Raw genomic sequence first — 15,782 nt, 5'->3', positions numbered from 1 at the left:
CTCCGCAACAGGTGGAAACTGGCTTCATTCGGCGGTAGTCGGGTCGATCACCGTCATCACCCGCGCCACGCTGTTGGCGGGGAAACCGCCGAGGCGAGCGTGTTCGCGCACCTGCTCTTCATCGGGGGCGATGTACACGCAGTAGATTTTGTCGGCAGTGACGTAACTCTGCAGCCATTGCACCTGTGGCCCGAGTTCACGCAACGCATTGCAGGACGTTTGTGAAACGGCTTTGAGTTCTTGCTCCGACAGCTTTCCGGCCCCTGGAATCTCGCGTTCAATCACGAATTTCGGCATGGCAACCTCGCGTTCTTCTTGTTGTATGGCGTCTGTGGCGGGGCCGGCAGTGGCCCTGCTCGTCCACTATCGCGCCGAGCGCGGCCGGCGTCCCTGCCAGTCGTCTGCAGATTCAGGAAAACCGCGGCTTTGCCGATGAGTGGTGGAAATCTGTTAAGCGGTTGCAACACCCTCGGCATTGCCAGCAGCGGTCGATTGGTTTCTGATGCACGTTCGCCCTCTGAACGGACTCGAATCATGCCCGTGCGCCTCGACTGGCTGGCCCGCCACCTGCAACACAGCGACACCTATGCCGCCTGGATCCACCAGCAATTTCACTACGAGTACGCCCATCAACCCTTGGTCGAATGGCAACGGGAATTTGCCGAAGGTCAAAGCAATGGTGACTGGTCTTGCCTGATCGCTTTGGACGGTGAACGACTGGTCGGCGGTGCAGCGCTGGCTCGCGATGATCTCGCGCATCGGCCCGATCTCGGCCCTTGGCTGGCCTGCGTATTCGTCGACCCGGCAGCTCGCGGGCAAGGCTTGGCCGAGCAATTGATCGAAGGGATTTGTCAGGAAGCGAAAAACCGTGGCCTGGCGCGTCTTTATCTGCACACGCAGAGCAAGCAGGACTACTACGGCAAACGCGGCTGGCAGGTGCTGGAGCGTTTTCGCGCCTGGGACAACGACCAATGGCTCATGGTGCGCGACCTCTGAGCCATTGGCCGGATTGATCAGGCCGCAGGCGCCTTGGCCTCTTCAAGCAATTGCCGAATCACCTGCTCCTGAGCCTCGTAGCGGCCTTCGCCGAAGTGGCTGAAACGCACCTGCCCCTTGGCGTCAATCAGGTAGTGCGCCGGCCAGTACTGGTTATCGAAGTTGCGCCAGATCGCGTAGTTGTTGTCGATGGCCACCGGGTAGGTGATACCCAATTTGCGCACCTGCTCCCTGACGTTGTCGATAATCCGCTCGTAGCCGTATTCCGGGGTGTGCACGCCGATCACCACCAGACCATCCTTTTCGTACTTCTTCGCCCAGTCCTTGACGTACGGCAGGCTGTGCTGGCAGTTGATGCAGTCGTAGGTCCAGAAGTCCACCAACACCACTTTGCCGCGCAGGGATTCGGCGCTGAGTTCCGGCGAGTTGAGCCATTGCACCGCCCCGGCCAGCGACGGCATCGCGCCTTTGCTGTCGCCCGTCAGCGAATCGGCGCGAACTTTGCTGACGAGGAAGTCGAGCACTTTCGGCACGTTCTCCAGCACGCTTTTTTCGACACTGGCGACGCCTTCCGAGGATGTTCCGGCCAATAGGGTTTTATCTGTGCCGGTGGAAATCACGGCCGCCGCCGCGAGTACCGCGACACCGGCGCCACGGCGCAACCAAGCGGTGAACGGGATCGACGGTTTCAAGCGGTTGACCAACCCGCGACCGGCGAAGATCAGCGTGCCCAACGACAACGCACTGCCCGCGCCATAGGCCAGCAACAACAGGCTGGTCTGCGCGTTGGCGCCTTGCAACATGGCGCCCGTGAGGATCACCCCGAGGATCGGCCCGGCACACGGCGCCCACAACAGCCCGGTGGCGACGCCGATCATTAGCGAGCCCAAAGGGCCGGCCTTTTTCTGCGCATCGGGATCGAGTCGGTTGCCAAGCCACACAAACGGTCGCGCCAGCCAGTCACCAATACGCGCCGAGATCAGCGACAGCGCGAACAGCGCCATGACGATCAGCGCGATATGGCGTCCGCTGTTACTGGCCTGAATCACCCACTCACTGCTGACCACGGCCAGGCTGGAGATCAGCGCGAAAGTCAGGGTCATGCCGCCGAGGGTCAGCAGGATCGAAGAGCGGCTGCGGTGAGCCCCGGCAAACAGGAACGGCACCACCGGCAGGATGCACGGGCTGAGGACGGTCAAAAGACCGCCGAGGAAAGCGATGAGATACATAAGGGTCACCCTGAATAGATGTGAGCACTGAGCCCTGTGGCGAGGGAGTCAGGCGTTCTGGCTTTCCAGCCTCAGCCCTTGCGGCGTGCGGTTGGAGCCGTCAGCGGCGAGCAAGGCGTCGGCGCCTGGCTTGGTGATAGGCGTCAGTTGAAAACAGCTGTTGCCATGGCAGCTATGCGGTTCGACCGCAGCGTTGGCATGCGCGGCGACACCGGCGAAAGAGAAAGCAACGGCAGTGAGGAGACGAGAGAGGTTATTCATGGTTCTTTCCTGCAAAAAAGTGACGAATCAGTTGTCGTTGTTGCAGTCGTCAGCAAACTTGCGGTAATCCAGCACGTGGGTTTTGTTGGCCGAATCCAGGTATGTCATGCGCGCATCAATGACGCCGCACATCACCGAATTGTCCTGGGTCAGCGAGATCACTTTCTGGATGTCCAGGTGCGTGCCGTAGTTGTAGGTTTGTGGAGTAACAGTGGCTTCGGCGCGGGCCGACAGGGTGCAGATGTTCAGGGCGGCAAACAGGCAGGCGGCGATAACCGATGTATTTTTCATGGCGTGTTCCTCAAGGCTTCAGTGGGTTTGAGCCGAGGCGTTATGGTGTGCCTCGATGGAGCTCATTGAAGCCTCGCGAGGTATCGCGAATGTGTCGGAAACGAGCGGCTATAAATGGCTATGTATCCCTGCCGCCCGGGGATACACAGCGATACAAAAGCCGGAAAAAATCGTCTTTTTGCGTTCCCGTGTATCGTCTGCGACGCCAGATACACTGCAATACAAAGGCAGGCAGGCGAGCGCGTAAAGGCTCGATAGACTGCACGGCATTCCCCCTTTAAAGAGGCCTGGCCCGATGGAACATGTCGATCACATTCTCATCGTCGACGACGATCGCGAAATTCGCGAACTGGTCGGCAACTACCTGAAGAAAAACGGTCTGCGCACCACCGTTGTCGCCGATGGCCGGCAGATGCGCAGCTTTCTCGAGGCCAACACCGTCGACCTGATCGTGCTCGACATCATGATGCCCGGTGACGATGGCCTGCAGCTGTGCCGCGAATTACGCGTGGGCAAACACAAGGCCACGCCGGTGCTGATGCTCACCGCCCGTAACGATGAAACCGACCGCATCATCGGCCTCGAAATGGGCGCCGACGACTACCTGACCAAACCCTTCGCCGCCCGTGAATTGCTGGCCCGGATCAACGCCGTGCTGCGCCGCACGCGGATGCTGCCGCCGAACCTGGTGGTCACCGAAGCCGGCCGTTTGCTGGCGTTCGGCCGTTGGCAGCTGGACACCTCGGCTCGCCACCTGCTCGACAAGGACGGCACCATGGTCGCCCTCAGCGGTGCCGAGTACCGCTTGCTGCGGGTGTTTCTCGATCACCCGCAACGGGTGCTCAGCCGCGATCAATTGCTCAACCTGACCCAGGGCCGCGACGCCGATCTGTTTGATCGCTCGATTGATTTGCTGGTCAGCCGCTTGCGCCAGCGCCTGCTGGATGACGCCCGCGAACCGGCCTACATCAAGACCGTGCGCAGCGAAGGCTATGTGTTTTCACTGCCGGTCGAGATCCTCGGTGCCCCGGCATGAGCCTCAACCTGCACTGGCCGCGCACTCTCGCCTCGCGGGTGTCGCTGATTTTCCTGATCGGCCTGATCCTCGCCCAGGCGCTGTCGTTCGGCGCGCAGTATTACGAGCGTTACCAGAGCGCGAAAAACACCATGCTGGGCAATCTGGAAACCGACGTCTCGACCTCGATTGCGATCCTCGACCGCTTACCCGCCGAGGAGCGCCCGGCGTGGCTCAAGCGTCTGGCGCGGGCCAACTACGGGTATCTGTTGAGCGAAGGCGAACCCGGTACGCCCATCGGGCTGGGCGAGGTGCCGATTGCAGTCACCTCGATCACAGATGCCATCGGCGACCAATACCCGTTGACCTTCACCGACATTCCCGGCCCGCGAAAGCACTTCCAGGGCCATTTGCGCCTGAGCGACGGCAGCCCGGTAACCATCGACGTGCGCCCCTCGATGGTGCCGCTGTCGCCCTGGTTGCCAGCGGTATTGCTCGGCCAACTGGCCTTGATGATTGCCTGCACCTGGCTGGCGGTGCGCATTGCCATTCGCCCCCTCACCCGCCTGGCCAACGCCGTGGAAACCCTCGACCCCAACGCCCACCCGATTCATCTGGACGAGAAAGGCCCGAACGAAGTGGTCTACGCCGCCCGCGCGTTCAACGCGATGCAGGCGCGGATTGCGGACTATCTGAAAGAGCGCATGCAACTGCTGGCCGCGATATCCCATGACCTGCAAACCCCGATCACACGGATGAAACTGCGCGCCGAATTCATGGACGACTCGGCGGAAAAAGACAAACTGTGCAACGACCTCGGCGAGATGGAACACCTGGTGCGCGAAGGCGTGGCCTACGCCCGCAGCATCCATGGTTCGACCGAAGAAAGTCGGCGCACCAACATGGACTCCTTTCTCGAAAGCCTGGTGTTCGACTATCAGGACATGGGCAAAGACGTGCAGCTTGTCGGCAAGAGTGAGGCAGTCGTCGACACCCGTCCGCACGCGTTGCGCCGGGTCTTGGTCAATCTGACCGACAACGCCCTGAAATTCGCCGGCGCCGCTGAAGTGTGGGTCGAAGCGAACAAGGGCAGCCTGTCGATCACCGTCATGGATCGCGGTCCGGGGATTGCCGAAGCGGAACTCGCGCAGGTGATGCAGCCGTTCTACCGCGTGGAAAACTCGCGCAACCGCGATACCGGCGGCACCGGGCTGGGTCTGGCGATCGCTCAGCAACTGGCGATGGCCCTGGGCGGCTCGCTGACTCTGAGCAATCGCCAGGGCGGCGGCTTGTGCGCCGAGCTCAAGCTGCCGCTGAGGTCCTGAAAACACCTGAATACCTGTGGGAGCGGGCTTGCCCGCGAAGGCGTCTGGACAGTCAATGAAGAGGTTGACTGTGCCGGCCTTTTCGCGGGCAAGCCCGCTCCCACAGAGTCTTGCGGTGACTTAAAGGATGCCGACAACGCCGCTTTCATGCATTTGCTGCAACAGCGCCAAACCGCTATCCATGAACGACGCGTCCGCCAACTGCCCCGCCTCCTGCGCCAAACCCTGCAACTGCTCACGCCCGGTCAATCCCGCAAACTCGCCGATGCGCTGTAACAACCGCCAGGTCAGCGGGCTCAGCTCCGAGAATTTCACGCTGAAATCCGCCTCCCGCCGCACCAACAACAACGTCGGTTGTTGCGGTGCGACCGAGGGTTGGTGATCCGGCCCGAGCAACTGCACCGGCCACGTATACGCCAGTGGCCACGCCAGTGCCGAGACCTGCAATGGCCGCTCCAGTAACAACTGCGCATCCGTCGCCGGCAACGGCTCGGCGTCGGATTGCTGCAGGACCATCTCGACCCATTCGTAATGCGCCAGCTCCAGCAGAAACGCCGGCCACTGACCTTCACGCAACACGTCAGGCTGCGCGGCAAGATAGTCGAGGAACGCTTCGGCAATCTCAGAAAATTTCGGCGTTTGTGCGCGATAGTCGCGCAAAAAACCGCGAACCAGCAGGTTCCAGCGTTGTTTGCCGATGATCCGGATCAGTACTGGAAAAGTGCCACTCAACAATTGCGAGAGATTGTTGAACAGCAGATCGCGGTAGACATTGACCCGCGCGATGTTCATATCGGCGGGTGGTGGTTGATGGTCAGGATCACGCAGATAGCGCGTCAACGCCTGTTGTTGCTGTTGAAGGTTATCCACGTTGAACTCCTGCGCCTTGCAGACGGCGGATGGTCTGTAGCTCGGCGACCAATTTGCTGAACGCCGGAAAATTGAAATCCCGCTCCAGCAAGGTCGGCTGCACGTCAAACCGGGCATAAGCCTCGGCCAGCAATGACCAGACCACGGGTTTTACCGAGGCGCCATGGGTGTCGATCTTGAGTGTGTCGGACTCATCGAAATGCCCGGCCACGTGCATCCCGACCACCCTGCCCGGCTCGATCCGCGCGAGGAATTCCTGTGGATCAAAGCCGTGATTGATCGAATTGACGTAGACATTGTTGACGTCCAGCAGCAGGTCGCAATCGGCCTCGCGCAGCACGGCGTTGGTGAAGGTCACTTCGTCCATGTCCTGGCGTGGGGTCGCATAGTAGGAGACGTTTTCCACCGCCAGACGCCGCCCGAGGATGTCCTGGGATTGCCGGATACGCGCGGCAACATGGCGCACGGCTTCCTCGGTGAATGGCAAGGGCAGCAGGTCGTAGAGATGGCCGTCGTCGCTGCAATAACTCAGATGCTCGCTGTAATACCGGACCTGGTGATGATCGAGAAATACCCGTACCTCTTGCAGAAAACTGGTGTCCAGCGGCGCCGAACCGCCCAGCGATAACGACAACCCGTGACACGACAGCGGATAACGCTCGGCCAGTTCGCGCAGCGCCGCGCCATGGGCGCCGCCGACGCCGATCCAGTTTTCCGGGGCGACTTCGAGAAAATCAAAATCGCCGGCACGGGCGACGAGCAAGTCTTTCAACAGACCACGGCGCAGGCCCAGACCGACGCCGGGTTGCCTTGATGCTGGGGGGATTTGCATGGGGGTTGACCTCACTTGATTGGCCAACCCAGTTGAACCTGCGGCTGTATCGCTGCTGTGTTCAGCCAACCGGGGATTTGCCGCCCTGTGTATCCCCCGACCGGCGCGATACATAGCCATACAATCTCCCTCATCAAACACCGTCCCCTGTGGGAGCTGGCTTGCCAGCGATAGCGGTGTGTCAGGCAGCAAGTCAGTGGCTATGCCTACGCCATCGCTGGCAAGCCAGCTCCCACAGGTTTTTCAGTGCCCACAAATTCAGCGTCTATCCCGGACGAGGGCTAGACTCTTTCATTACCCAGTCGAGGGGGCTGCAGGACTTTTGCCGTGCCCTGCCCGTTTCCATGACCACCGCCCGGTGGCGCATGCCTCGACCCTCTACGTCGCCGGACTGTGATCCTGTTTCAGGAGCACATGTGATGGACGAGTCCCGACTCAACGAATTCATGGGCAAATTGGTCAACGACATGGGCGGCGCGGCGATGCTGGCCAATGTCATCGTCGGTGAGGAGCTCGGGCTGTACAGGGCGATGGCCGACAGTCAGCCGATCAGCCCCGATACCCTCGCGGCAAAAACCCACTGCAATCCACGTCTGGTCCGCGAATGGCTCAGCGCCCACGCCGCGTCGGGCTACATGGAGCACCGCGACGGTCAATTCCGTTTGCCGGAAGAACACGCCCTGGCGCTGGCAGTTGAGGACTCGCCGGTATACGTCGCCGGCGGGCTCGGCGTGGTGGCGTCGTTTTTCCATGACAAGGACAAACTGGTCAAAGCCATGCGCGGCAACGGCGCCCTGCCCTGGGGCGATCACCACCCGTGCATGTTCACCGGCACTGAGCGGTTTTTCCGCCCCGGCTATAAGGGCCACTTGATTGCCGAATGGCTGCCGGCACTGGAGGGGGTCGTGGCGAAACTGGAGGATGGCGCGAAAGTCGCTGACATCGGCTGCGGCCATGGAGCCTCGACGGTGATCATGGCCCAGGCGTTTCCCAATTCGCGCTTCGTCGGCTACGACTACCATGCGCCGTCGATCACGGTCGCCACCCAACGCGCCGAAGAAGGTGGGGTCAGCAGCCGGGCGAAATTCTTCCAGGGCACGGCGAAAAGCTATCCGGGAAACGATTACGACCTGATCTGCTATTTCGACTGCCTGCACGACATGGGCGACCCGGTCGGCGCCGCCCGCCACGCCTACGACTCGCTGAAGGATGACGGCACGGTATTGCTGGTCGAGCCATTCGCCAACGACACGCTGGACGACAACATCAACCCGGTCGGTCGGTTGTTCTACGCGGCTTCGACCTTTATATGCACACCGAACTCGCTGTCACAGGAAGTTGGCCTCGGGCTCGGCGCGCAAGCTGGGGAAATGCGTCTGCGCAAAGTCTTTGCCGAGGCCGGGTTCAAGCGTTTCAGGCGTGCAACGCAAACGCCGTTCAACCTGATTCTGGAGGCGCGCAAATAAATCATCGGGACTGAAAACAATACATACCCTGTGGCGAGGGAGCTTGCTCCCGCTGGGTCGCGAAGCGGCCCCAAAGGATGGGCCTGCTGCGCAGTCCAGCGGGAGCAAGCTCCCTCGCCACAGGGGTCGGTGCTAACCTGCAAGGCATTCACTCTGCCTGGAGCGCCGACCATGCTCGACAGCCCGATCCGCGAACAGCTCGACACCCTGCAACAGGCGATGGCCGATGGCGATTTTCTGGTGCTGACCGGTGCCGGCATCAGCACACCCTCGGGCATCCCTGATTACCGCGACAGCGACGGTGTGCGCCGTGGCCGCCAGCCGATGATGTATCAGGAATTCCTCGCTGCCCCCGAGTCACGCCGCCGCTATTGGGCACGGGCGATGCTCGGCTGGCCGCGAGTACGTCAGGCGCAGCCGAATGCCGCGCACGAAGCGCTGGCCAGCTTGCAGAGTCATGGGCGCATCAGTGGCTTGATTACGCAAAATGTCGACACCTTGCACGATCAGGCCGGCAGTCATGACGTCATCGAACTGCACGGCAGTCTGCATCGCGTGCTGTGCCTGGATTGCGGGCAGCGCAGTGAGCGCGATTCGATTCAGCGTTTGATGGAACAGCAGAATCCGTATCTGGCCGGCGTCGATGCGGTGCAGGCACCGGACGGCGATACCCTGCTCGACCCGGTGTTCGAAGCGCGGTTTCAGGTGCCGCACTGCCCCCATTGTGCGGGTGAGCGGATGAAACCCGATGTGGTGTTTTTCGGCGAAAACGTCGCCCAGGCCACCGCGGCACGGGCCATGGCGGCGGCAGAAACGGCGGCGGGGATGCTGGTGGTGGGGTCTTCGTTGATGGCGTATTCGGCGTTTCGTCTGTGTAGGGTGATTGCGGATCGCGGCAAGCCGTTGATTGCGATCAATCTGGGCAAGACTCGGGCGGATGATTTGCTCGACTTGAAGATCGAGGCTTCCTGCGAACAGCTCCTGCCGTTGCTATCGCAACAGCTCATCTCCTGAACACATAAATTCCCTGTAGGAGTGAGCCTGCTCGCGATTGCGTCTTGTCAGCCAAACATCTTTGCTGACTGAAACACCGCTATCGCGAGCAGGCTCACTCCTACAGGTTCAGTGTTCGGTTTTGAGGATATCGAACAACGCCTGGGCCGCCGCCGACAGTTCATTGCCCGGCTCGGTCAACACGCCAATCGCCCGTTCCACCGAATCATTCAACGTCAGGCAGCGCGCGCCCAATTCCTGCATCTGTTCAGCGCACAATGCCGGGACGGCACTGACGCCCAGCCCACTGGCCACCATCCGCCCGACCGTCGCCAGTTGGTGGCTCTCGAACTCCACCGGCAACTTCATACCCCGCGCCTGCAAGTGTTCTTCAAGCATCACCCGCACCGTGGACGGTCGCTGCAAGGTAATGAATGGCTCCTGCAACAACGTCTGCCAGTCGATTTCGCTGCGGGCGGCCAGCGGCGAATCCTGCGGCACCACCGCAACGAAGCGGTCCAGATAAAGCGGGGTAAACGTCATAGACGTGTTCTGCATGGGTTCGAACGCCACGCCCAGCTCAACCTGACGATCACGAACCATCTCCAGCACTTGTTCGTTGATCACGTCATTGACCGTCACGTTGACGTTCGGATAGCGCGCCCGAAAGGTCTTGAGGATCGGCGGCAGCAGGTTGCCGGCAAACGATGGCATCGCCGCCAGCGTCACCCGCCCACGTTGCAGGCTGAAGCGCTGACGCATTTCGTCTTCGGCGTTGTCCCAGTCAGCGATCAGGCGCCGGGCCAGCGGCAGCAGCGATTCGCCCTCGGCGGTCAGGGCGACGTTGCGGGTATTGCGGCTGAACAGGCGCCCGCCGAGGCCCTCCTCCAAGGCTTTGATGGTCAGGCTCAGCGCTGATTGCGAGAGGTGCAGACGCTCGCCAGCCACGGCGAAACTGAGGCTTTGGGCGACAGCGAGAAAGGCGCGGATCTGTTTGATGGTCATAATGAAGCCTCAGGATTCTCATGCATGATCGTTCCCACGCTCCGCGTGGGAATGCTGCCCGTGACGCTCTGCGTCACTGGACGCGGAGCGTCCATGGATGCGTTACCACGCGGAGCGTGGGAACGATCAACCCTAACGCGGCGCTTTGATGAGTTTTATCTATTAATCAACCTTAAAAATCAACTTAACAAATATATCGCCCGGCGCGACACTCCAGTCATTCGGCTAGCCAGCCGCCCGCAAATAATAAAAGAGGTGCATATGGCAGGTTTCGACAAGCGCGTGAGTTCCTACGAGGAAGCCCTCGCCGGGCTGGAGGACGGCATGACCGTCATCGCCGGCGGCTTTGGTCTGTGCGGCATTCCGGAAAACCTGATCGCCGAGATCAAGCGCAAGGGCACCCGCGACCTCACCGTCGTTTCCAACAACTGCGGCGTCGATGGTTTCGGCCTCGGCGTGCTGCTCACCGACCGCCAGATCAGCAAGGTGATCGCCTCTTATGTTGGCGAAAACAAGCTGTTTGAAGAGCAACTGCTCAAAGGCGAAATCGAAGTCATCCTGACCCCGCAGGGCACCCTCGCCGAGAAGATGCGCGCAGGTGGCGCCGGCATCCCGGCCTTCTTCACCGCCACCGGTGTCGGCACGCCTGTCGCCGAAGGCAAGGAAGTGCGCGAGTTCAAAGGTCGCAAGTACCTGATGGAAGAATCCATCACCGGCGACTTCGCCATCGTCAAAGGCTGGAAAGCCGACCACTTCGGTAACGTCATCTACCGTCACACCGCGCAGAACTTCAACCCGCTGGCCGCCACTGCCGGCAAGATCACCGTGGTCGAAGTCGAAGAAATCGTCGAGCCCGGCGAGCTGGATCCGTCGCAGATCCACACCCCCGGCATCTACGTCGATCGGGTCATTTGCGGCACGTTCGAAAAACGCATCGAACAGCGCACCATCCGCAAATAATTCAGGCTGACGGAGAATAAGAACATGGCACTTTCCCGCGAACAAATGGCTCAGCGCGTCGCCCGCGAAATGCAGGACGGCTACTACGTGAACCTCGGTATCGGCATTCCGACCCTGGTCGCCAACTACATCCCCGAAGGCATGGAAGTCATGCTGCAATCGGAAAACGGCCTGCTCGGCATGGGCCCGTTTCCGACGGAAGACACCATTGATGCCGACATGATCAACGCCGGCAAACAAACCGTGACTGCACGTATCGGCGCGTCGATTTTCAACTCCGCCGAATCCTTTGCGATGATCCGCGGCGGCCATGTCGACCTCACCGTGCTGGGCGCGTTCGAAGTCGACGTCGAAGGCAACATCGCCTCGTGGATGATTCCCGGCAAACTGGTCAAGGGCATGGGCGGCGCCATGGATCTGGTGGCGGGCGCCGACAATATCATCGTGATCATGACCCACGCCTCCAAGGACGGTGAGTCGAAACTGCTATCCAAATGCAGCCTGCCGCTGACCGGCGCCGGCTGCATCAAGCGTGTGCTGACCGACCTCGCCTATCTGGAAATCGAAAATGGCGCTTTTGTCCTCAAGGAACGCGCACCTGGCGTCAGCGTCGAGGAAATCGTCGCCAAAACCGCTGGTAAACTGATCGTCCCGGATCACGTACCGGAAATGCAGTTCGCTGCCGAGTGAGGAATTCGAAAATGCAAGATGTCGTCATTGTTGCCGCCACGCGTACAGCGATCGGCAGTTTCCAGGGCTCCCTGGCCAGCGTTTCCGCTGTAGATCTGGGCGCTGCGGTGATCCGTCAGTTGCTGGAGCAGACCGGCCTGGACGGTGCTCAAGTGGATGAAGTGATCATGGGTCAGGTGCTGACTGCCGGCGCCGGCCAGAACCCGGCGCGTCAGGCCGCGATCAAGGCTGGCCTGCCCCACGCCGTACCGGCCATGACCCTGAACAAGGTGTGCGGCTCGGGCCTGAAGGCTCTGCACCTCGGTGCGCAAGCTATCCGTTGCGGCGACGCCGACGTGATCATCGCCGGCGGCCAGGAAAACATGAGTTTGTCCAACTACGTGATGCCGGGCGCCCGCACCGGTTTGCGCATGGGCCACGCGCAAATCGTCGACACCATGATCAGCGACGGTCTGTGGGATGCGTTCAACGATTACCACATGGGCATCACCGCCGAGAACCTGGTCGACAAGTACGAGATCAGCCGCGAACAGCAAGACGCCTTCGCTGCCGCGTCCCAACAGAAAGCCGCCGCTGCCATCGAGGCCGGGCGCTTTGTCGATGAAATCACCCCGATCCTGATTCCGCAGCGCAAAGGTGATCCGATTGCGTTCAAGGTTGACGAGCAACCGCGTGGGGATACTACCGCCGAGTCGCTGGCGAAATTGCGCCCGGCGTTCAAAAAGGACGGCAGCGTCACTGCCGGTAACGCTTCGTCGCTGAACGACGGCGCTGCAGCGGTGATCTTGATGAGCGCCGAAAAAGCCAAAGCGTTGGGCCTGCCGGTGCTGGCGACCATTGCCGCTTACGCCAACGCCGGTGTCGACCCGGCAATCATGGGCATCGGCCCGGTTTCGGCCACCCGTCGCTGCCTGGCCAAGGCCGGCTGGGACATTGGCCAACTCGACCTGATCGAAGCCAACGAGGCCTTCGCCGCGCAATCGCTGGCGGTGGCCAAAGATCTGCAATGGGACCTGGACAAGGTCAACGTCAACGGCGGCGCGATCGCGCTGGGTCACCCGATTGGCGCGTCGGGTTGCCGCGTACTGGTGACCCTGCTGCATGAAATGATCAAACGTGATGCGAAAAAGGGTCTGGCGACCCTGTGCATCGGTGGCGGTCAGGGCGTAGCCCTGGCGCTGCAACGCGTGTAACGAGCAATACAGACAGCGGGCGGATCCACGACATCCGCCCGCTGCCTGCCCTGCTTAGCTGCATTCCTGCAGGGGATTGTGTCGGTTACAAATCAAAAGTGTGGGAGCGAGCCTGCTCGCGAAGGAGCCCGTCCAGTCAGTGAAATCTATGGCTTGCGCAGCAGATACGTATCCATGATCCACCCATGCTCCAGCCGCGCAGCCTTGCGCACCCGTTCGATTTCATCCGCCACCTCCCCCAGCTTGCCGCTGATCAGGATCTCATCCGGCGTCCCCAGGTAAGCTCCCCAGTAAATCTCGGTCTGCGGATCAGCCACATGGTGGTAGGAATCTTCGGCATCGAGCATCACCACCAGACTGTCCGCGTCACTGACCTTGCCAGCCGCCAACCGCCGGCCCGTGGTGATTTCCACCGAGTTTCCGATGGTGTTCAGCGGCACCTTGTGCTGCGCGGCCAGCGCCTGAACGCTGGTAATCCCCGGGATCACTTCAAACTCGAAGGCACAGCGGCCTTGCGCAAGAATCGCCTGCAAAATCCGAACAGTGCTGTCATACAACGCCGGATCGCCCCACACCAGAAAACCGCCGCACTCACCGTCAGACAATTCGTCATTGATCAGCCGTTCGAAGGTTTGCTGCTTGGCGCGGTTGAGATCATCGACGCTGGCGCTGTAGTCCACATCACCGCGCTCACGCTCCGGGCTGTGGGCCTCGGCGAAGCGGTACGTCGGATCGGTGATATAGCGCTCGCAGATTTCGCGACGCAGATCGATCAGTTTGTCCTTGCTCTGGCCTTTATCCATCAGAAAGAACACATCCACGCGGTTCAGCGCTTTCACCGCCTGCATCGTGATGTAGTCCGGATTACCGGCGCCGATGCCAATCACCAACAGTTGTTTCATCAGCGTGCTCCTTCAAGGTCGAGACCGGGCAAGCGCAGTCGCCAGAGACCGGTAAAGCGCAATTCGATCACCGACAGCGGCTCGACATCAATGCAATGAAAGGCTGAGCCGCCCATCATCTGGATCAGCGCGGCGCGGATGACGAACGGATGGGTGACCGCCACCACGTGGCCCGGCGTGGCTTGCAAACTTTGCAGCCACGCTGCCACACGCTCACAAAGCTGGGCCACCGATTCACCACCATGAGGTGTGGCGTGAGGATCTTCCAGCCAGGCCTGCAGCGCCGCGTCTTCCTCACGCTGCAGATCCTTGATCGACCGGCCGTGCCACCGCCCCCAATCACAATCGCGCAGCGCCTCTTCGACTTGCGCATCGGCACCGAACCACCGAGCCGTCTGGCGAGTGCGCAATTCAGGGCCGCAGATCAGACGTCGCGGGGCTGCGAAACGCCCGGCCAGCGAGTCAGAAGCCAGCGCAGTGTTTTCAACAGGCTCATTCGTAGGAAAACACGCCAATTTTTGTGCGACGGTTCGCGCATGGCACATCAGGGTCAAACGGGTGGTCTGCACGATCATTCACTCTGTCGAGAGTCATGAAAATCCACGGCGCAATGCCGAATCGAGGGCAATTGTGCCGTAAACCGAGGGCCTCGGGGGTGCCCCATGCAATGCAGTGAAAAGTGACCCAAGCGAAAAAGCGGCAATATCTGACACAGCTATGGGCAATGGACTACAAGACCTGTCGACTCCGGTGTAGCCCTTGTTACACGGGCGTCTTGCTCCATTTTGGGGCCTTTTCAACAGCACGAAGAATTCACTAGACATGTAGCGCCAGTTACATAAATACTGTTTTAACGGATTGTGAAGCGAATTCGACACACTCATCCAGCAGGAGCCAGGATGCCCCCTCTCAGAGACTTGATCACCGACCCCGGCCTCGATCTTACGCCGTCGGAACGCAAAGTCGTGCGCGCCTTGCTGGACCAGTACCCAAGAAACGGCCTGGGGCCGATGGCGCGTCTGGCCGAACATGCCGGAGTCAGCGATCCGACCATCGTACGGCTGGTAAAAAAACTCGGTTTCGGCGGTTACGCCGAATTCCAGGATGCGCTGCTCAGCGACATGGACCATCGCCTGCGCTCACCTCGTACGTTGTTGCAGCCGCGCGCGCAACAGCACAAGGATGACGCCTGGAGCCACTATCTGGCTGACAGCCATCGCTTGTTGGTCGACACCCAATCGCTGACCCAGCCTGAAGATGTTCGCATCCTCACCGACTGGCTGCTCGATGCCCGGCATCAGGTGTACTGCTTCGGCGGGCGTTTCAGCAGCCTGATGGCGACTTACCTGCTCAATCACTTGCGCCTGTTGCGCCCCGGTTGCTTTGCCCTGGAGGACAACGCGCAACTGCCGGACCGACTGTTCGATCTGCAACGTCAAGACGTGGTGCTGGTATTCGACTACCGCCGCTATCAGACGCAGGCCCTGCGCGTCGCCAGTGCGGCGAAAAACAATAGCGCACGCGTGGTGTTGTTCACTGACATCTACGCCTCGCCGCTGCGCGAAATGGCCGACCTGATCATCAGCGCCCCGGTGGAATCGGCCTCGCCGTTCGACACCATGGTGCCGGCGCTGGCACAGGTCGAAGCGCTGATCGCCTGTCTGACCCTGCGCACCGACAATCTGGCCGATCGCCTGGAAGGCATCGACGCCCTGCGCAACGACTTCAACACCCACCTGCTGGAGGATAAATAA

Annotated in this window: 18 protein-coding genes and 1 pseudogene; 10 read left to right on the top strand and 9 right to left on the bottom strand. The window is 60.8% G+C overall.

All coding sequences use genetic code 11. The features are described 5' to 3' along the window. Positions 1–24: 24 nt before the first annotated feature. Positions 25–297 (bottom strand): DUF4242 domain-containing protein, encoded by a 273-nt coding sequence (locus tag ACVVH8_RS11200; protein WP_103306919.1) that lies wholly within the window; start codon positions 295–297, stop codon positions 25–27. Between the two features lie 237 nt (positions 298–534). Here ACVVH8_RS11200 and ACVVH8_RS11195 point away from each other — a divergent pair, with 237 nt between their 5' ends. Continuing rightward, a complete protein-coding gene (locus ACVVH8_RS11195) occupies positions 535–996 on the top strand; it encodes a GNAT family N-acetyltransferase (RefSeq protein WP_401299925.1) in 462 nt (153 codons plus the stop codon). Between the two features lie 17 nt (positions 997–1,013). Here the strand turns inward: ACVVH8_RS11195 and ACVVH8_RS11190 are convergent, their stop codons facing one another. From ACVVH8_RS11190 to ACVVH8_RS11180, 3 genes are read right to left on the bottom strand one after another with little or no spacing between them, the layout of a single operon-like run. Then, positions 1,014–2,225: a cytochrome c biogenesis protein DipZ gene (locus ACVVH8_RS11190; RefSeq protein ID WP_475230102.1), complete on the bottom strand. Its 1,212-nt coding sequence runs from the start codon at positions 2,223–2,225 to the stop codon at positions 1,014–1,016. Between the two features lie 48 nt (positions 2,226–2,273). Next, complete coding sequence (locus tag ACVVH8_RS11185; RefSeq protein ID WP_475230100.1) at positions 2,274–2,486, bottom strand: hypothetical protein; 213 nt, start codon at positions 2,484–2,486, stop codon at positions 2,274–2,276. A gap of 27 nt (positions 2,487–2,513) precedes the next feature. Further along, entirely contained in the window at positions 2,514–2,777 is a 264-nt protein-coding gene (locus ACVVH8_RS11180; protein ID WP_103306915.1) for a DUF2790 domain-containing protein, read from the bottom strand. 295 nt (positions 2,778–3,072) lie between these two features. Between ACVVH8_RS11180 and ACVVH8_RS11175 the strand changes: the two genes are divergently transcribed. Both ACVVH8_RS11175 and ACVVH8_RS11170 read left to right on the top strand, forming a co-directional pair. Further along, positions 3,073–3,813 carry a response regulator gene (locus ACVVH8_RS11175; RefSeq protein ID WP_064392669.1) on the top strand — a complete coding sequence of 247 codons (741 nt, stop codon included), beginning with the start codon at positions 3,073–3,075 and terminating at the stop codon, positions 3,811–3,813. Then, entirely contained in the window at positions 3,810–5,117 is a 1,308-nt protein-coding gene (locus ACVVH8_RS11170) for an ATP-binding protein (RefSeq protein ID WP_475230097.1), read from the top strand. Before ACVVH8_RS11175 ends, ACVVH8_RS11170 begins: the two co-directional genes overlap by 4 nt. 120 nt (positions 5,118–5,237) lie before the next feature. Here ACVVH8_RS11170 and ACVVH8_RS11165 read toward each other — a convergent pair whose 3' ends face one another. Together ACVVH8_RS11165 and ACVVH8_RS11160 are read right to left on the bottom strand one after the other, a co-directional pair. Next, positions 5,238–5,987, bottom strand: a complete 750-nt coding sequence (locus tag ACVVH8_RS11165) for an HvfC family RiPP maturation protein (RefSeq protein WP_475230094.1) — start codon at positions 5,985–5,987, stop codon at positions 5,238–5,240. Next, positions 5,980–6,819 (bottom strand): HvfB family MNIO-type RiPP peptide maturase, encoded by an 840-nt coding sequence (locus tag ACVVH8_RS11160; protein ID WP_475230091.1) that lies wholly within the window; start codon positions 6,817–6,819, stop codon positions 5,980–5,982. Before ACVVH8_RS11160 ends, ACVVH8_RS11165 begins: the two co-directional genes overlap by 8 nt. Positions 6,820–7,238: 419 nt before the next feature. Between ACVVH8_RS11160 and ACVVH8_RS11155 the strand changes: the two genes are divergently transcribed. The 3 genes and pseudogenes from ACVVH8_RS11155 to ACVVH8_RS11145 all read left to right on the top strand — a co-directional run bounded on the left by ACVVH8_RS11155 (position 7,239) and on the right by ACVVH8_RS11145 (position 9,299). Continuing rightward, positions 7,239–8,285: a class I SAM-dependent methyltransferase gene (locus ACVVH8_RS11155; RefSeq protein ID WP_103306910.1), complete on the top strand. Its 1,047-nt coding sequence runs from the start codon at positions 7,239–7,241 to the stop codon at positions 8,283–8,285. A gap of 28 nt (positions 8,286–8,313) precedes the next feature. Beyond that, positions 8,314–8,409 (top strand): annotated as a pseudogene (locus tag ACVVH8_RS11150) (N-acetyltransferase); the annotation flags it as partial. A 47-nt stretch (positions 8,410–8,456) separates the two neighbouring features. Beyond that, positions 8,457–9,299, top strand: a complete 843-nt coding sequence (locus ACVVH8_RS11145; protein ID WP_475230088.1) for an NAD-dependent protein deacetylase — start codon at positions 8,457–8,459, stop codon at positions 9,297–9,299. Positions 9,300–9,407: 108 nt separating this feature from the next. On the opposite strand, the gene ACVVH8_RS11140 is transcribed toward ACVVH8_RS11145, so the two are convergent. After that, the gene (locus ACVVH8_RS11140) at positions 9,408–10,283 is read right to left on the bottom strand and encodes a LysR family transcriptional regulator (protein WP_103306908.1); all 876 of its coding nucleotides are present in this window, start codon (positions 10,281–10,283) and stop codon (positions 9,408–9,410) included. A gap of 261 nt (positions 10,284–10,544) precedes the next feature. On the opposite strand from ACVVH8_RS11140, the gene ACVVH8_RS11135 reads away from it, so the two are divergent. The 3 genes from ACVVH8_RS11135 to ACVVH8_RS11125 are packed head-to-tail and all read left to right on the top strand — an operon-like array spanning position 10,545 to position 13,126. Beyond that, entirely contained in the window at positions 10,545–11,243 is a 699-nt protein-coding gene (locus ACVVH8_RS11135; RefSeq protein ID WP_103306907.1) for a CoA transferase subunit A, read from the top strand. Positions 11,244–11,267: 24 nt separating this feature from the next. Further along, positions 11,268–11,933 carry a CoA transferase subunit B gene (locus ACVVH8_RS11130; RefSeq protein ID WP_103306906.1) on the top strand — a complete coding sequence of 222 codons (666 nt, stop codon included), beginning with the start codon at positions 11,268–11,270 and terminating at the stop codon, positions 11,931–11,933. Positions 11,934–11,944: 11 nt separating this feature from the next. Then, entirely contained in the window at positions 11,945–13,126 is a 1,182-nt protein-coding gene (locus ACVVH8_RS11125; RefSeq protein ID WP_103306905.1) for an acetyl-CoA C-acetyltransferase, read from the top strand. A 146-nt stretch (positions 13,127–13,272) separates the two neighbouring features. Here the strand turns inward: ACVVH8_RS11125 and cobF are convergent, their stop codons facing one another. Next, positions 13,273–14,028 (bottom strand): precorrin-6A synthase (deacetylating), encoded by a 756-nt coding sequence (gene cobF / locus ACVVH8_RS11120; RefSeq protein ID WP_103306904.1) that lies wholly within the window; start codon positions 14,026–14,028, stop codon positions 13,273–13,275. Beyond that, on the bottom strand, positions 14,028–14,597 hold the full coding sequence (locus tag ACVVH8_RS11115; RefSeq protein WP_475231154.1) for a histidine phosphatase family protein: 570 nt from the start codon (positions 14,595–14,597) through the stop codon (positions 14,028–14,030). The genes cobF and ACVVH8_RS11115 overlap by 1 nt, the downstream gene beginning before the upstream one ends. Before the next feature lie 330 nt (positions 14,598–14,927). Between ACVVH8_RS11115 and ACVVH8_RS11110 the strand changes: the two genes are divergently transcribed. After that, on the top strand, positions 14,928–15,782 hold the full coding sequence (locus tag ACVVH8_RS11110) for a MurR/RpiR family transcriptional regulator (protein WP_103306903.1): 855 nt from the start codon (positions 14,928–14,930) through the stop codon (positions 15,780–15,782).

This window comes from Pseudomonas trutticola BRTCR10 (assembly GCF_056155105.1).
This window is presented reverse-complemented; position numbering and strand designations above follow the sequence as displayed.

What these genes read in the sequence shown, in the direction of transcription:
- ACVVH8_RS11200 (WP_103306919.1), bottom strand. Translation starts at nt 297, where the DNA reads ATGCCGAAATTCGTGATTGAACGCGAGATTCCAGGGGCCGGAAAGCTG.
- ACVVH8_RS11195 (WP_401299925.1), top strand. Translation starts at nt 535, where the DNA reads ATGCCCGTGCGCCTCGACTGGCTGGCCCGCCACCTGCAACACAGCGAC.
- ACVVH8_RS11190 (WP_475230102.1), bottom strand. Translation starts at nt 2,225, where the DNA reads ATGTATCTCATCGCTTTCCTCGGCGGTCTTTTGACCGTCCTCAGCCCG.
- ACVVH8_RS11185 (WP_475230100.1), bottom strand. Translation starts at nt 2,486, where the DNA reads ATGAATAACCTCTCTCGTCTCCTCACTGCCGTTGCTTTCTCTTTCGCC.
- ACVVH8_RS11180 (WP_103306915.1), bottom strand. Translation starts at nt 2,777, where the DNA reads ATGAAAAATACATCGGTTATCGCCGCCTGCCTGTTTGCCGCCCTGAAC.
- ACVVH8_RS11175 (WP_064392669.1), top strand. Translation starts at nt 3,073, where the DNA reads ATGGAACATGTCGATCACATTCTCATCGTCGACGACGATCGCGAAATT.
- ACVVH8_RS11170 (WP_475230097.1), top strand. Translation starts at nt 3,810, where the DNA reads ATGAGCCTCAACCTGCACTGGCCGCGCACTCTCGCCTCGCGGGTGTCG.
- ACVVH8_RS11160 (WP_475230091.1), bottom strand. Translation starts at nt 6,819, where the DNA reads ATGCAAATCCCCCCAGCATCAAGGCAACCCGGCGTCGGTCTGGGCCTG.
- ACVVH8_RS11155 (WP_103306910.1), top strand. Translation starts at nt 7,239, where the DNA reads ATGGACGAGTCCCGACTCAACGAATTCATGGGCAAATTGGTCAACGAC.
- ACVVH8_RS11145 (WP_475230088.1), top strand. Translation starts at nt 8,457, where the DNA reads ATGCTCGACAGCCCGATCCGCGAACAGCTCGACACCCTGCAACAGGCG.
- ACVVH8_RS11140 (WP_103306908.1), bottom strand. Translation starts at nt 10,283, where the DNA reads ATGACCATCAAACAGATCCGCGCCTTTCTCGCTGTCGCCCAAAGCCTC.
- ACVVH8_RS11135 (WP_103306907.1), top strand. Translation starts at nt 10,545, where the DNA reads ATGGCAGGTTTCGACAAGCGCGTGAGTTCCTACGAGGAAGCCCTCGCC.
- ACVVH8_RS11130 (WP_103306906.1), top strand. Translation starts at nt 11,268, where the DNA reads ATGGCACTTTCCCGCGAACAAATGGCTCAGCGCGTCGCCCGCGAAATG.
- ACVVH8_RS11125 (WP_103306905.1), top strand. Translation starts at nt 11,945, where the DNA reads ATGCAAGATGTCGTCATTGTTGCCGCCACGCGTACAGCGATCGGCAGT.
- cobF (WP_103306904.1), bottom strand. Translation starts at nt 14,028, where the DNA reads ATGAAACAACTGTTGGTGATTGGCATCGGCGCCGGTAATCCGGACTAC.
- ACVVH8_RS11110 (WP_103306903.1), top strand. Translation starts at nt 14,928, where the DNA reads ATGCCCCCTCTCAGAGACTTGATCACCGACCCCGGCCTCGATCTTACG.